General features: G+C 63.9%; 11 protein-coding genes. 5 read left to right on the top strand and 6 right to left on the bottom strand.

Translation table 11 applies throughout. The features are described 5' to 3' along the window. Positions 1-8: 8 nt before the first annotated feature. From FMM06_RS12230 to FMM06_RS12220, 3 genes are all read right to left on the bottom strand, one after another. Entirely contained in the window at positions 9-1034 is a 1026-nt protein-coding gene (locus FMM06_RS12230; RefSeq protein WP_144237674.1) for a spherulation-specific family 4 protein, read from the bottom strand. A 460-nt stretch (positions 1035-1494) separates the two neighbouring features. After that, complete coding sequence (locus tag FMM06_RS12225) at positions 1495-2718, bottom strand: MFS transporter (RefSeq protein WP_144237673.1); 1224 nt, start codon at positions 2716-2718, stop codon at positions 1495-1497. After that, on the bottom strand, positions 2715-3455 hold the full coding sequence (locus tag FMM06_RS12220; protein ID WP_144237672.1) for a 3-oxoacyl-ACP reductase family protein: 741 nt from the start codon (positions 3453-3455) through the stop codon (positions 2715-2717). The genes FMM06_RS12225 and FMM06_RS12220 overlap by 4 nt, the downstream gene beginning before the upstream one ends. Before the next feature lie 65 nt (positions 3456-3520). On the opposite strand from FMM06_RS12220, the gene FMM06_RS12215 reads away from it, so the two are divergent. After that, complete coding sequence (locus FMM06_RS12215; protein ID WP_328591555.1) at positions 3521-4156, top strand: TetR/AcrR family transcriptional regulator; 636 nt, start codon at positions 3521-3523, stop codon at positions 4154-4156. Positions 4157-4195: 39 nt separating this feature from the next. Here the strand turns inward: FMM06_RS12215 and FMM06_RS12210 are convergent, their stop codons facing one another. Next, entirely contained in the window at positions 4196-5227 is a 1032-nt protein-coding gene (locus FMM06_RS12210; protein WP_144237670.1) for an NADP-dependent oxidoreductase, read from the bottom strand. Between the two features lie 128 nt (positions 5228-5355). Between FMM06_RS12210 and FMM06_RS12205 the strand changes: the two genes are divergently transcribed. Further along, positions 5356-5925: a TetR/AcrR family transcriptional regulator gene (locus FMM06_RS12205; RefSeq protein WP_144237669.1), complete on the top strand. Its 570-nt coding sequence runs from the start codon at positions 5356-5358 to the stop codon at positions 5923-5925. Positions 5926-6175: 250 nt separating this feature from the next. Here FMM06_RS12205 and FMM06_RS12200 read toward each other — a convergent pair whose 3' ends face one another. Continuing rightward, positions 6176-7588 (bottom strand): MFS transporter, encoded by a 1413-nt coding sequence (locus FMM06_RS12200; protein ID WP_144237668.1) that lies wholly within the window; start codon positions 7586-7588, stop codon positions 6176-6178. A 393-nt stretch (positions 7589-7981) separates the two neighbouring features. Here FMM06_RS12200 and FMM06_RS12195 point away from each other — a divergent pair, with 393 nt between their 5' ends. Continuing rightward, the gene (locus tag FMM06_RS12195; protein ID WP_144237667.1) at positions 7982-9577 is read left to right on the top strand and encodes an outer membrane protein assembly factor BamB family protein; all 1596 of its coding nucleotides are present in this window, start codon (positions 7982-7984) and stop codon (positions 9575-9577) included. 72 nt (positions 9578-9649) lie between these two features. Here FMM06_RS12195 and FMM06_RS12190 read toward each other — a convergent pair whose 3' ends face one another. Continuing rightward, positions 9650-10696, bottom strand: a complete 1047-nt coding sequence (locus FMM06_RS12190; RefSeq protein ID WP_144237666.1) for an LLM class flavin-dependent oxidoreductase — start codon at positions 10694-10696, stop codon at positions 9650-9652. Between the two features lie 845 nt (positions 10697-11541). Here FMM06_RS12190 and FMM06_RS12185 point away from each other — a divergent pair. Beyond that, a complete protein-coding gene (locus FMM06_RS12185) occupies positions 11542-13491 on the top strand; it encodes a TonB-dependent receptor plug domain-containing protein (RefSeq protein ID WP_185965170.1) in 1950 nt (649 codons plus the stop codon). Beyond that, complete coding sequence (locus tag FMM06_RS12180; RefSeq protein WP_144237664.1) at positions 13491-14948, top strand: OprO/OprP family phosphate-selective porin; 1458 nt, start codon at positions 13491-13493, stop codon at positions 14946-14948. The genes FMM06_RS12185 and FMM06_RS12180 overlap by 1 nt, the downstream gene beginning before the upstream one ends. Positions 14949-15101 lie beyond the last annotated feature (153 nt).

The following is a 15101-nucleotide window of genomic DNA, read 5'->3' as shown; positions in this document are numbered from 1 at the left end:
GACCCAAGTCATGCAGCGAGCCCCCCGCTGACCGACCTGTCAGCCACTTGACTTCGTTGTTCGTCGCGGCGCTGCACTGCAACGAGCTTTGATTTTCCCAGGAATGGACGGCGTCGCATTGCAAACCCTAGTGCTGCGAAACCTGCGATCAGCATCATCCAAGATCCTGGCTCGGGGACAGCGGACGCTGCATTGAATTTTTTCACGGCCGATACCTGTTCATCCCAGTAACTTGGCAGTCGGTCGTAAGGATTTGGCCTCGCGTCGTCCGTAAAGTATATCTGTCCGAAGTTGCGTGATGAGGCCAAAGCAAGGCTGTTTTCTAGATCAAAGCCTGGATCAGTCTCGATCAACAGGGCGCCAAATCTCGAGGCGTCATATTCTGCTTGGTAGGGTGGAGGTCCGACCGAGGCAAACTCCGACCCGACATTCTCGAACGTGACAAGGTTATCGGCAGCGCCTGTAGCGCCCGTCCACAGCAGGGCCTCCGACGCGGCCGTACCTGGATTTCCCGTGATCTCCCACGCGGCGTCGACCGCCTTGATGCCGTGGTATACCAACTGATAAAATGAAAGCACGTCGGCTTCAGCCGTAGTGGGCGTTAGAGGACCCTTCTCATCCACGAAGATACCATCCACGTCGTACAGCGATCGGTATAGTGAGGCGCAGGCAACGACGTCACTTGGACTGTAGGTTGCGCCAGACGCAGGCTGGCAGGATGAGTCGGCGCTCACTTGCTGTCCGACATAACCCGAAGGGACGTATCCCAGTACTTTTCCGCCAGCCGAGCGGAATGCCGAGATCGCTGCAACGTAGTCGCCATTCGGGGTGGCGCCCGGGCCGCTACTGGGGTTCATGATCGCCGTTACCGGCACGCCCGATGCGACAGCTTCAGTAAGACGGCCCCAATCATTTGTCCCGGTGCCGGGGTAAAAATAGGCTGGGACGAGAATTTCGAGCCGGGCCGCCTCGGCTGACGATGTGGAAATCAATTGTAAGCAAGCCGCGAAAGAAGCTAAAGCAAGCCTTTTCATAACACTCTCCCAATGGGAACGGTATCTCTCTAGTATAATTCGACTAGCCACAGGTTTTGTAAACTGATTCAATCAAGGGACGATTACTTCGGCGGCTTGGGTAAACTGTAGGATGTATCGGGCAACTTGCCCGATGGTGCAGACTCCACGATCGGTGTCATAGATACAAGAATAGCGAGGTCTGGACGATCGACAATTCGGCCGACGCCTTGGACGCTGCATCCAATGCGGTGCGCCGCGGGCGGTGTCACTCAGCACTCGTCAGTCACCGGCGCAGGATCTGGCATGGCTCTTGGAAAATACGGTGCAGGCGTGCCTTCTGCTATGGGTCGCTTATTCGAGGTCTCCTCGCGGTGCCTTAATCAGGTCGCGCCTCTCACATCACGACACGGCCTCATGAGCCGATGGCACAAACGCCGGGCGCGATGGCGAGTAGCCGCCTTCCGCTGCTGCATCCGGATCAGGGCGGTGACCAGCGGTGGGCGGAACCGGACGCCGGCGTGGGGGTCGCGCGACGCGCAACATTTCGGCCGATGAAGACCGTGAGCGGTATTGCGAAGACGGCGAAGCCGATCGGCGCCAAGCCGATCGCGCCCACACCTTCTTGGTCGATTAGCCAACCGCCGCCGAAAGCGCCGATCGCGATCCCGAGGTTCGCGGCGGATATGTTCATGGTCATGGCGAAGGCGGGAGCCTCGTTGCCGGCCAGCGTGACCCGCACCTGGCTCAGCGTCACCGAGGCGGTGTGGCTGATGCCCCACAGGGCTAGCGGGATAGCGGCCAGGAAGATCGACCCTTGGACGAGCGCGGCGAGGTTGATCGAGGCGACGAGCATCAGGATCGCGATCGCCGTCGCGCGGAGCGGCGCGCCGTCCGCGATGCGGGCGGCAACGACGTTGCCGACGAGCCCAGCGACTCCGAACAGGAAGAGCGTCAGGGTGACGGACCAGACCGACAGGCCAAGCGCCCCCTCCATCCACGCGCCGAGGTAGGTATAGGCGGCGAACATCGCGGCGAAGAGCAGGACGGATAGCGCAAGGTTGGCCAGAAACGTGGACCGGCGTAGCAGGCCGATCTGGCTGGGGATGCTGGGCGCTTCGCCTTGGGGGATCGCGGGGAAAAAGATTGCGATAAGCGCAGCCATCGGCAGCGAGGCGACCGCTAGCACTACGAACGACAGCCGCCAGTCACCGCCTTGGGCTAACGCCACCCCGGCGGGCAATGCCAGCAGCACGCCCAGGACGAAGCCGATATTGGCCCGGGCAAGGCCCTTGCCCCGTTCTGCTGGCGGCGCCAGCCGCGTGACGACGGACGCACCGACGCTGACAAAGGCGGGCAGCATCGCGCCCTGAATAATCCTTATCAGAAGCATCACATCGAAACTGGTGGTAACGGCGATAATCGCGTTGCCGATCGCGAACAGGATGAGGGTCGCGATCAGAGTCAGGTGCGGTGACTGTCGGCTGACAACGAGCGTGACGAAAGGGCCGGCAACGGCCGCCGAAAATGCCCACCACCCGACCAGTTGCCCCGCCTTCGCAAGCGGGAGATGCATTTCCTGCGAGACCAGCGGCAGAAGCCCGACGACGATGAACTCGGTCGCGACCACGATCGTGATTGCCGGCGCAAGCAGCAGCAGAACCCGGTTCAGCACCTTGTCGGACACGGCGCCGGCGGACGTCATGCGTTCGCCCCCCCGTCGATGGTGAGTTCGGCACCGTTGATCGACCGCGCCTCTGGTCTCGCGACGAAGGCGACGAGCGCCGCCACGTCCTCGGCACGCCCATACTCCTTGATCGCCATGCGCTGCCGCTGCGCGTCGGCGTGCGGGCCGTTGGCGGGGTTCATGTCGGTGTCCGTTGAGCCGGGATGGACAAGGTTTGCAGTGATGCCGCGCGGGCCGAGATCGCGGGCCAAGCCCTTGGTCCAGCCGATCAGCGCCGACTTGCTGGCCGCATAGAGGCTCAGGCCCGCATTGGGCACGCGCGTCGCGAGACTGCTGCCGATCGAGATGATGCGGCCACCTTGGGACATGTACGGCAACGCCGCCTGGGTGGCGAGAATGACACCGCGAATATTGACCGCGAGCGTGGCGTCGATGTCCTCCAGCGTGACCTCGTCGATCGGGCCGACGCGCCAGATGCCGGCATTGTTGACGAGGATGTCGAGCCCGCCGAGCGCAGCGGCGGCGCGCTCGACCGCCTGCGGGATCGAGGCGGCATCCGCCGCGTGCATCTGGACCGCGACAGCGCGACCGCCGTTCGCCTCGATCTCGCCGGCCAGAGCGTCGGCAGCGGCGGCCGACCGTTCGTAGCCGATCGCCACCGCAGCGCCTTCGTCGGCCAACTGACGGGCGATGGCGGCGCCGATACCACGACTGGCTCCGGTGACGAAAGCGCGCTTTCCAGTGAGGGATGACATCGAGAGCCTTTCTGTGTTGATCGACACATAAATGCAAGAATTGCGTTCTGTGTCAACCGATATATATGTCGGTCGGCACAGAAAGGCGTGGGATGGCATTGCGAGGAAGACCAAGGACGTTTGATCGCGACGAAGCGCTCGGCCGCGCAATGGAGATATTCTGGGCAAAGGGCTTTGAAGGCGCGTCCATGAACGCCCTGATCGATGCAATGGGGATAGGATCGCCGAGCCTGTATGCGGCATTCGGATCCAAGGAGGCGCTCTTCCGCGAGGCCGTCGATCATTATGTTGCGGGGGACGGATCGGAGATCTGGAAAGCCGTAAAGGACGCTGCCACCGCCTACGGAGCCGTGGAAGCGTTCCTCATGACGACCGCCCGCGTATTCAGCAGGACGGACCGGCCAAGTGGTTGCCTTATTACGCTTTCCGGTCTGCACGCCAATGATTCGAACGAGGCGTGGCGCGCCGAGCTGATCGCGCGACGCGCGCAAAACACGCAGGATCTGGCGCGCCAACTTAAAAAGGGTGTTGAGCGCGGCGAAATTGCACCGACAGCCGATCTGGAAGCCATCGCGCGCTTCTTCGTCACGGTGCAGCAGGGTATGTCAATCCAGGCCCGCGATGGCACGGAGCAGGCCGCGCTCAAGGATATCGCTCGGGCTGCGCTGGCAGCATGGACACCTTTGACCGCAAGTAGGTAACAAAAGCCGATCCGTGGTCGAGCCGGGCTGGACAGGAGTTCAAGATTCCCCGACCTTCACCAACATCTTGCCGAAGTTGCCGCCCTTGAGCTGCGCGATGAGAGCATCTGGAGCATTCTCGAGACCTTCCACGATATGCTCGCGGTGCCGCAGCCGTCCGTCGGCAAACCACGTGCCCGCCTCGCGCAGAAAATCGCCTAGCTGCTCGTCGGCGAACTCGGTCTGGATAAAGCCGCGCAGCGTCAGGCTCTTGCCCATGATCTGCCCCATCGTATTCGCGAGGCGATCGGGAGCCGCCTGCTCTCCGGCGCGCGCCTCATAGTCGGCGATGAGGCCGACCACCGGAACACGCGCATAGGTGTTTAGCAGCGGCAGCACCGCATCCCAGATCGGCCCGCCGACTAATTCGAAATATACATCGATCCCGTCGGGAACCGCGTCTGTAAGCCGGGCAGCGAAGTCCGGCGCCTTGTAATCGATCACGGCATTGAAGCCGAGCTCGTCCTTTACATACGCGAGCTTCTGAGCGCCTGTCGTGATGCCGACTGCACGAGCGCCTTGGATGCGGGCAATCTGGCCGACCGCGGAACCAACGGCGCCGCTGGCCGCAGCCACTACCACCGTCTCGCCTGGTTTGGGTCGGCCGACATTGCGCAGGCCTGCATAGGCGGTGAAGCCCGTCATGCCGAGGATGCCAACTGCGGTCGAGGGCGGTGCGATCGCCGGGTCGATCCGACGCAGGCCAGAGCCATTGGAAATGGCGAAGCGCTGCCAACCCGAGAATGCCAGCACCCATTCACCCTCGTGCCAACCCGGATTCTGCGACTGGCGGACGCGTGACACGGTGGCGCCCACGATCAGGTCGCCGGGCTTGATAGGATTATTGTACGATTTCTCGGAACGCATCCAGAACCGCATATACGGATCGATCGATAGGAAGATCGTTTCAAGGAGAAGTTCGCCCTTGCCGGGCACAGGCATCGCGTCGGTCTCGAGGCCGAAGTCGGACGGCTTCAGCTCGCCGTCGGGAGAGGAAGCGAGAACGACCCTCTGGTTCTGGAGTGTGCTCATCAAAGTCTCCTTCGGATTGCGCAAAGGATCGGGCGCCATACATTGTGTATGCGAGTAGCTAATGACATGCACAGTGTATGTCAATGAATTAAGGGGCGAGGTGTGTGACACGGCAACGACGAGCGGACATGATCGTGGCAACACGCGCAAAGCTGATTGCGGCTGGTCGACGGGCCTTCGCGAGCAAGGGCTATGCCGACACCGCAATGGAGGACCTGACCGCCGACGCAGAGCTGACGCGTGGCGCGCTGTACCATCATTTCGGTGGCAAGAAAGGCCTCCTCGCAGCTGTGATAGCGCAGATCGACGCGGAGACGTCGCAGCGCCTGAAGGACATTCTGGAGCAGGCGCCGACGCTATGGGAAGGCTTTGTCGAAGAGAATGTGGCGTGGGTGAAGCTGGCGCTCGAAGCGGAGGTGCGACGGATCGTGCTGCTTGATGGCCCTGCCGTCCTCGGCGACCAAGCGCGCTGGGCAAACCAAAGTACGTGCCTCGCAGATACTCAGCACACTATCGAGCGACTGGTCGAACAGGCGATAGTTAAGCCAATCGATCCGGAGGCGGCGGCGTATCTCGTGAACGGAGCGGCGCTTAACGCGTCGCTCTGGATCGCGACCTCTAACGATCCGGACGCTGCTTCGGTCAAGGCCATTGCCGGCCTACGTGCACTGCTGACCGGATTGCGGTTGGATGCTTAGTCCACCTTGTCGCGATGCCGCTCGCCCCGACGCGACTGCTTCACATTTGCTCCACCAAAATACCGGCTATCTAGTCACGAATAGCCTTCCGTACCCATCATGCAGGATCGTCTCAAGGACGTGAACGCCGCACTCGTGACGTGGATCGACAAGGTTTGACCAAGTCATCTTTCCACCATTCATTGGACAGTTCGATGAGGGCAATTCGAGTCGACGCACCCGACGACCTGGCCGCTCCTGAGAGCTGCAGCTACCGCTTGGTCTGAGCCAGCAGCATCGCAGCGCTCAGCCCGGCTGCAGCAGCCAATCCCGCGCCAGCCAGCACTGCCCGTTCGAAAGTTTCGGCCAGGGCCTCACCGCGTATCGCGAGCGCCGTCCCCAACAAGGCAGTCGCGATAAGACCGCCGGTCCTGGCAACGGCGCTGTTGAAGCCCGACGCGGTGCCGGCAAACCTGGCATCGATCGAGCCGAGAACCGCCGTGGTCAATGGCGCCACCGCACCGGCCATGCCAATCGCAATCACCATGACAGCGGGCAGCACCTCGGTCCAATAACTGGCGTTCGTGCCAATTCGCGTTGCCAGCAGGAAACCGCTGGCAACCACCAACGGCCCGATGCTGAGCGGCAGTCGCGGACCGACCCTAGCCGCAAGCCGCCCCATAAAGCGCGACGAAAGAGACAGTACGACGGCGAACGGGAGCAGCGCCGCGCCCGCTTCGAGCGCCGAGTAGCCCGCCGCCTCGATCAGCAGATATGGAAGCAGGACAAGCAGTCCGCCGAGCGCGCCGTACAACAAGAACGTCAGCAGTGTCAGTCCGACAAAGCTCGCCGAGCCGAACAGCGTTAAGGGCACCATCGCCCGCTCGCCGCGCGCGCCCTCGGCCCACACGAACAGCGCGAGCAAGGCGGCTCCCGCAAGTGTCGGGAGGGCTGCCGCCGGGGCAAAGCCGCCTGGACCCGATCCCGTCGTCAGCCCCCATGTCAGCGCACCCAGGCCTGCGGTGGCCAGCGCCGCACCGCGCCAGTCGAGCGCGCTGCGTCCGGCATCGGACCTCTCGACGACATAGTGCCAACCGAGCCAGGCGGCTGCGGTGGCGATCGGCAAATTGATGAGAAAAATCGCCCGCCATCCGATATCGTCGATCAGCCAGCCGCCGAGTAGCGGACCCAGAGCACCCGCAGCGGCGCCGGCCGCAGCCCAGGTGCCGATTGCCTTGCCGCGTTCCTCGTCGCTGAACGCGCTTCCTAGAATCGCGAGGCTGTTCGGCATCAGGAGCGCCGCGCCGACGCCCTGCAAAGCTCGCCCGGCAAGCAGCGCCGTCAGGCCTGGCGCCGCCGCACACAGCACCGACGCGAGGGTAAAAAGCGCGATGCCGAGCAGAAAGAGCCGTCGCCGCCCGTATCGATCGCCCAGCGCGCCGCCAAGCAGCAACAGCGCCGAGAGCGGCAACAGGTACGCGTTGACGACCCATTGCAGCTCAGCGGCTTCGCCGCCCAACTCGCGTCCGATGGCAGGCAGGGCCACATTGACCACCGAGCCATCGATGAATGCCAGGCTCGAGCCGAGGATCGTAGCCGCCAGCACCAGCCGCGGGCGCGCCGTTCCGCCGCCGGTCGATATAGCTTCGGCAGCGGTGCGGTCGCAGGCAGCGTGCGCAATCATGCGGCGTCGTTAGCGGGGAAACGGCGATTGGCACAATTGACTTCGAACCGGACAGCACCTCTCCAATATCCGGCCTTACCATCGGCTAACCTACCGCCGAACCGGATCATGCACTGTCGTACGAAGTGTTGAACGCATCGTGCAGCTTCTTGGGCGGAAATCTGGTCGACGCACGCAGCGCCAATATTTATTAAGACAGCGAAAGAACGGCGTATCGGCCAAACCACCGCAATGCTTTGCACGGGTCGGCACAAGTCGCGTTAGTGCCGACGAAGGCGAGACCACAGCGGACTCGTACGCGGAACGCCAACGTTGCGAGCAACATTCGCCGTAACCCATTCCTTCCGGGCCGATCGAGGCGTCATTGCTTAACAAACACAGAGGACAACTTCAATGTCGATCTCTCAGACCTTGATGTTAGCGTGTGGGGCACTGACAATATCGGCGGGGCCGGCACTGGCCCAGCAGGCTGATTGGGCAAGCTACAACAGGACGCTAACGTCCGAACGATTTTCTCCGGTCAGATCGATCAGCACGACCAACGCGGCGAAACTTGGTGAAGTCTGCCGGTTCGATACCGGCGAGGCGACGGCGTTCCAGTCGGGCCTTGTGCAGGTGAACGGCGCGCTCTTCGCGACGACCGAACGTGATACCTTTTCGATCGATCCGGACACATGCGCGCTGAACTGGCGCACGCGCGAGGACTTCCCCGAAAACTATCTTAGCTCCCAGCGTGGCGTCGCCGTCGCGGACGGCCGAGTGTTTCGCGGCGCCCGGAACGGCTCTGTCTATGCCTATGATGAGAAGACCGGCAAGCGGCTATGGGCTACCGAAATAGCCGACAAATCGAAGGGCGAGAGCGCGCCATCGGCCCCGATCGCCTGGAATGGCTTGGTGTTCATCGGCATCGCGGGCGGCGATAATCGCGGAGTGAAGGGCCGGACGTACGCGCTTGATGCAGCCAGCGGCAAAATCGTCTGGGAGGCCTATCTGGTGCCCAAGGCCGCAAACGACCCCGTCCGCGGTCCACAAGCAAAGGTCGACGCACCTGCCGTGACTTGGCAAAACACCGCTGGCGTAGAGATAACTGGGGGTGGCTCCTGGTCGTCCTATTCGCTCGATCCGGCCACCGGGCTGCTCTACATCCCCGGCGGCAACCCCGCACCGATGTTCGCAAGTCATCTGCGCAAGGGCGCAAACCTCTACGCAGGGTCGTTGGTAGTGCTCGATGCACGGACCGGCGACTATCGCAGCCACTACTCGATCGGTCCCGACAATTTCCTCGACTATGATCTGTCGTCCGCACCGGCACTATTTACCACGCGCAACGGCACCCAGGTGATTGCCCTAACGCCCAAGGACGGCTTCATCTACGCATTCGAACGCAAGACCGGGAAGCGTCTTTACCGTCTACCAATGGCCGAACAGCTGCGATCGAGCGCGAAAATCTTGCCAACCGGCACTCGCTTTTGTCCTGGCGGGCAAGGTGGTTCGCAATGGAATGGCCCGGCTTTCGATCCGAGCCGGGACGCGATCGTTTCCGGGCAAGTCAACTGGTGTTCGACAATCCGCCTCGACCCCGACGACGCAACCAAGGCCGTTGCAGCTGCGCAGTTCTGGACCGGGTCGGCGGACGGGGTCGGCAAGCAGGATGACCCTGCAAAATGGTCTGGCTGGGTGACGTCCGTCGATGCACTTTCGGGCAGGCGTCACTGGCGCTTTCAGACGCCCAACCCGGTGCTGGGCGCGGTGACGCCAACGGCGGGCGGTGTGACCCTGTTAGGCGACGCAGGTGGCAATTTTTTTGCGCTGAACAGCGCCACTGGCAAGACGCTGTTTCAGACCAACCTGAAAGGTGCAATTGCTGGTGGCGTGATCACCTATGACACAGGAGCTGGCCAAAAGGTCGCTGTATCAACCGGACTGACTTCAAAAATCTGGCCGACTCCCAAGGCGACGGCGCAGATAGTAATTCTTGGCTTGAAGTAAGCTTATTCTGCAGAAAGGCACCGCTCTCGCGAGCCGGTGGCATCCGAGATGCTCGCCACGTGCAAGAACCGATCACGCCGCCGCAGCGAGCCTTACGGCGTCGTCGCGCCACCCAAGTGCGGGCGCGACATGCGTCAGGATGCTGTCGATCACGTGGACGTTGTAGTCGACACCAAGCTGATTGGGCACCGTGAGCAGCAGCGTGTCAGCCTCCGCAATCGCTTCGTCGGCGCGGAGTAGCTCGATCAGCCGGTCGGGCTCGGCGGCGTAGGTGCGGCCGAATACCGCGCGCATGTCGTCGATGACGCCGATCTTGTCGGAACCGTCGCCAAGTCCGAAATATGCGCGATCGGTGTCGTTGGTCAGCGCGAAAATGGACCGCGATACCGAGACGCGCGGTGTCCGCGTGTGCCCGGCTTCGGCCCATGCGGCGCGATAGGCGCGGATTTGCCTAGCCTGCTGGACGTGGAATGGCTCGCCGGTCTCATCCGCCTTGAGGGTCGAGCTTTGCAGGTTCATGCCCTGCTTCGCCGCCCAAACCGCGGTCGCGTCAGACGCCGATCCCCACCAGATGCGCTCGCGCAGGCCGTCCGAATGCGGCTCGATGCGCAGCAATCCGGGAGGGTTGGCGAACATCGGGCGCAGGTTGGGATGCGCGAAGCCCTCCCCCTTAAGCAGGTCGAGGAACGTCTCGGCATGGCGCCGGCCCATATCGGCATCGCTCTCGCCTTCGGCGGGCACATAGCCGAAATGGCGCCATCCCTCCATAACCTGCTCGGGCGAACCCCGACTGAGGCCAAGCTGGAGGCGTCCACGGCTGATAAGGTCGGCCGATCCCGCGTCCTCGACCATGTAGAATGGGTTTTCGTAGCGCATGTCGATCACGCCGGTGCCGATCTCGATCCGGTTGGTCCGCGCGCCGACCGCGGCGAGCAGCGGAAACGGCGAGGCGAGCTGGCGCGCGAAATGATGGATGCGAAAATAGGCGCCGTCGGCGCCCAATTCCTCCGCCGCAACTGCAAGGTCGATCGACTGGAGCAGCACGTCAGATGCGGAACGCGTGGCTGAACCGCGAGTATCGGACCAGTGGCCGAACGAAAGAAAGCCAATCTTCTTCACTTAGTTTCTCCAGACCACCGCTCGGTGGTATGCATCAGTAACCCAAAAGATAAATGGGGTGCCGTCTACACGTCCACAAGAAGGCACATCGATTATACCGGCGTGCGTTGTTGGGGCGACGACTGGTTGGCGACTGTCGAAGATGTTTGAACAGCAGGGGCACACTAATTTTTCCCGCGCTGAGCCGTGTCTTCAAAGAGCGACAAAGCTTGCATCGGTCTTCTGTTGTCGCTCGTGACATTGCACTAGGCTTGCTCAATAGGATTACGGTTGCGACGCGATTGAGGCGAGCGGCGACTGATTGCTGCAGATGCGGCAATCTGTTCGTTTCAGGATCGCTACGGCTCCTCGTTAAAGACACACTCGGGGCGACGCGGGGATGCCTGAAGTCGCGGCGCGTCACTTGGGGAGCATCAAGGCTACGCGACCCAGGATCAGGACCGGCTCGGACAGCTGGTGCAGACACGAACACGGTCTAGGAGCGCGACAGTAAAATTATCCAATGATCTGAGTGCCCGTCTTTGAACTCTACGCGGCACCATCTCCCCGGTCGTGAACGACCGGGGAAGATTGCAGAAAACCACATGAAATTCCGTCGGTTGAGTCCGCAAGCTGCGTGACGCGCGACAGATGCGACCCGGCGGTCGTGAAGCGCGAAAAGCGCGTCGCCGGTGCCGGCACCTACGCCGTCGTTCCCGCCGGAAGGCAAAGCAGGCGTCAACGCCAGCGACTTAGCGGCTCGACACTGCCGAAACGACCCTGCTAACCCTGTCGTCGAGGCGGAGCGGGGCAAGCCAGATATGATGCGATGTGCAGGTGCGATGCGGCCGAGCTTGATCGGGGCTTTGGCATCGCTGTCGCTGGAGGGGTTCGCCCGGGCCGAGGAGACCGCGGAGCCCGGCGATATCGTGGTCACGGCGCGCGCTACCGAACGCCGCGTATTGCCGCCGCAAATCGTGCTGGGCTCGGCCGAACTGCTCGACAAGCAGCCGACCAGCCTGGCCGACGCGCTGCGGGGCCTGCCGGGCGTATCGGTCAAGACCAATTCGCGGGGCGAGACGATCGCGCGCCTCCGTGGCGCCGAGGAGCGCCAGACCGCCGTTTTCTTCGAAGGCGCACCGTTCAGCGTCGCGTGGGACGGACGCATCGACCTCGGCGTGCTGCCCGCCGGGCTGATCGGCAACGTCACCGTGACCAAGGGCGCCGTGCCGATCGAATACGGCACCAATGCCGTCGCGGGCGTCGTCGACTTCCAGGCGCGGCGCGCGGCGCGCGAAGGCGGCGGCGGCTTCACCGGCGCGGTCGAGGCTGGCACCCAGGGCTATATCAACGCCAGCGGCGTCGCGACGGTCGGCGACGAGCGCTTCGACGCAACCATCGCGGGCGGCTATGTCAGCCGCGATTCGGTGCCCGTCGCCGATCGCGACGCGCTGCCGTTCAGCCAGGTCGGCGACGACTCGCGGACCAATACCGATCTCGACAGCTTCAGCATCTTCGGCGCGCTCGGCGCGCGCTTTGGGGCGGTCGAGACGCGGGTCAGCATCCTGCACAACGATACCAGCCGCGGCATTGCCCCCGAATCCGACCGCGATCCGAACGTCGCCGCGCCGCGCTATTGGCGCTACCCCAAGATACTGCTGACACAGGTCAATCTGAACGTGCGCGCCGAGCTGGCGGACGATGTCGTGCTCGCCGGCGTGGTATACCGGCAATGGTTCGACCAGCAGATCGACGCCTATCGGACCGTCGCCTACACCGCGCTGCGCACGCAGCAGTTCGACGACGACAATACGCTCGGCGGGCGGCTGACGCTGAGCAACCGTATCGGGCCGGTCGACCTGCGCTGGAGCGCCTCGTACCAGCGCGCCAATCACAAGCAGATCGACACGCCGGTGCCGGGGGTCGCGGGGCCGCGGCTGGAGTACGAGCAGAACCTGCTCAGCCTGGGCGTCGAGGGGGATGTCGCGCTGGGCGACGCGACGAAGCTGACGCTGGGCGCCGCCTACGACCGCGCCAAGACGCCGCTGACCGGCGACAAGCCCGACCAGCCGACGCAGGACGCCCCGGCGTTCTCGGCCTCGCTGCGCCACGCCTTCGGCGACGACCTGACGCTGACAGTATCGGGTGGACGGCGGACGCGCTTCGCGACGCCCCGCGAACTGTACGGCGAAGCGCTCGGACGCTTCCTGATCAACACCGGCCTCAAGCCCGAGCGCGCCTGGCTGTTCGACGCCGAGCTCGCGTATCGCCAGCCGAAGTTCAGCATCGTCGTCAATCCGTTCTACAGCCGCGGCGAGGATACGCTGGGGCAGCGCATGGTGCGCGTCGGCAATGCGACGCTGCGCCAGCGCTTCAACCTGCAGGGCACGAAGACCTATGGCGTCGATGCGGCTGTCTCGGCGGCGCTGACCGATCGCATCGGACTGGCACTAGCGGGTACTGCACTCAGCGCACGCGCCGACGCGGGCGACTCCCCCTTCCGCCGCCTGCCGCAACGCCCGCGCCACGAGCTCAGCGCGGTTCTCGACTACAAGATCGACGACAAGTTCATGATCGCCGGAGAGGTGCTGCAGACCGGCAGCGCCACCGACCTCGACATCGACAACACCGAGGCGCGCCTGCCGTCGTCGACCGAGTTCAACGTGCGTGGCCGCCTGACGCTGTTCCGCCTACCCGGCGGGATGCGCGTCTCGGCGACCGCGGCGGCGGACAACATCACCGACGCGAATGTCGTGCCGCAGCTCGGGCTACCGCTGCCCGGGCGGATCGTGCGTTTTGGTATCAGGATCGATTGATGATGCTTCGAGCCGTGTTGCTGTTGTCGGTCGCCGCGCCCGCGCTGGCGCAGGATCCCGTCGCCGAGGCCGTCGCCGCCGCCGAGGCGCGCTCGGCCAAGCGGCTCGAGGCGCTCGAAGCCAAGATCGGTGCGCTCGAAGCCGAGGTCGCGAGCCTGCGCAAGAACGACACGGCCGCGCCGCCCCCGGTATGGACCCGCGGTTCGCCGGAGTTTCGCGAGCCCGGCAGCGGCGGCATCTTCCGGCTGACCGGGGAGGCGCAGTTCGACTTCGGCTATGTCGAAAACCCCGGCGAGCGGGTGGCGACGACCAACCTCGGCTATAACGGGCGCGCGCGGCGCATCATCATCGGCGCGCACGGCGACCTGCCGGGTGACTTCCGCTACATCATCGAGTTCAACCTGACGGGGCAGGCGGTCGATTACGAGGACGTGTCGCTGGCGTGGGAGCCCAAGGGCTCGCCGTTCTCGGCTAAGATCGGCTTTCACTATCCCTTCGTCAGCCTCGACATCCTGACCAGCAACAAGCTGATCTCCTTCTCGGAGCGGGCGCAGATCAACGACGCGCTGGGCCAGAACGGGCGGCGGCTGGGCGCGTCGTTCGGGCTCGTCGACAAGTCGGGAACGCTGCGTTTCAACGCCGGGCTGTTCAACAGCGACATCAACGCCAACTTCAACAACACCAACTACCTGGTGTCGGCGCGCGGCGTCTGGGCACCAAAGGCGCTTGGTGGCCAGCTCCACCTTGCGGCGAACTACCAGTACCGGCGCTTCCCCGTGCAGTCGCAGGGCTTCCTGTACCAGGCGCGGCCGTTCGCGCAGATCAGCAACGTGCGCTTCATCGGCACGGCGGGCGCGAGCGCGACGGGTGCGCTGTCGGGCGGCATCGCCGCGAGCGGCGACCAGGTCTTCGGTGTCGAGGCGGCGGGTATCTTCGGTCCGCTGCACGTCGTCGGCGAGGCGAATTACGTGAAGGTCGATGCGATCGCCCCCGGCGAGGTGCTGGGCAATGGCCGCGCCAGCACCGGGCAGCGGCTCGAGGGCAATCCCGCGTTCAAGGCGGCGTATGTCGAGGCGGGCTATTGGCTGACCGGGGAGACGCGCGGCTATGCCCGCGGCCGCTTCGACCGCACGCGCGTCCGCAACCCCGTCCACAAGGGGGGCCCGGGTGCCTTCCAGCTCGTCGGGCGCGTCGATCACCTCGACCTGACCGACCGTGTCGGCGGCACTGGGGCAGGGATCGTCAACGGCGTCCTCAACGGCGGAAAGCAGACCGGCTATCTCGGCGGCGTCAACTGGTGGCCGACCGACAACATCCGTTTCTCAGCCCAGTACACCCGCGCCGAGATCGACGGTGGCCCCGGCGCGGGGCAGGTCGAGCCGCTCAGCCCGGCGTCGCTGATCGATCGTGATTATGGAGTCGACGTGTTCGTGACCCGCGCGCAATTCGATTTCTGAGTAGCCGGGCGCACTGCGCCGGCGCAATCCGGACGTGCCGTTCTGCTGCAGAAACGTCGCAATCGACGTGTCGGCGGCGGCGGTTCCGCGCAGTCGCGGCGGCGACGCGCCAATGTCCTGAAGCCGGGTTGCAAGTGTAGCCGAATCCCTGCA

The sequence above is a fragment of the Glacieibacterium frigidum genome, from assembly GCF_007097155.1.
In the GTDB taxonomy this organism is placed as follows: Bacteria; Pseudomonadota; Alphaproteobacteria; order Sphingomonadales; family Sphingomonadaceae; genus Glacieibacterium; species Glacieibacterium frigidum.
The sequence above is the reverse complement of the archived record's forward strand: the minus strand, read 5'-3'. Positions and strand labels throughout refer to the sequence as shown.

Bases quoted from the DNA above. Each gene is read 5' to 3' on its own strand.
- FMM06_RS12220 (WP_144237672.1), bottom strand. From the start codon at position 3,455: ATGTCATCCCTCACTGGAAAGCGCGCTTTCGTCACCGGAGCCAGTCGT.
- FMM06_RS12205 (WP_144237669.1), top strand. From the start codon at position 5,356: ATGATCGTGGCAACACGCGCAAAGCTGATTGCGGCTGGTCGACGGGCC.
- FMM06_RS12180 (WP_144237664.1), top strand. From the start codon at position 13,491: ATGATGCTTCGAGCCGTGTTGCTGTTGTCGGTCGCCGCGCCCGCGCTG.
- FMM06_RS12215 (WP_328591555.1), top strand. From the start codon at position 3,521: ATGTCGGTCGGCACAGAAAGGCGTGGGATGGCATTGCGAGGAAGACCA.
- FMM06_RS12195 (WP_144237667.1), top strand. From the start codon at position 7,982: ATGTCGATCTCTCAGACCTTGATGTTAGCGTGTGGGGCACTGACAATA.
- FMM06_RS12200 (WP_144237668.1), bottom strand. From the start codon at position 7,588: ATGATTGCGCACGCTGCCTGCGACCGCACCGCTGCCGAAGCTATATCG.
- FMM06_RS12225 (WP_144237673.1), bottom strand. From the start codon at position 2,718: ATGACGTCCGCCGGCGCCGTGTCCGACAAGGTGCTGAACCGGGTTCTG.
- FMM06_RS12210 (WP_144237670.1), bottom strand. From the start codon at position 5,227: ATGAGCACACTCCAGAACCAGAGGGTCGTTCTCGCTTCCTCTCCCGAC.
- FMM06_RS12230 (WP_144237674.1), bottom strand. From the start codon at position 1,034: ATGAAAAGGCTTGCTTTAGCTTCTTTCGCGGCTTGCTTACAATTGATT.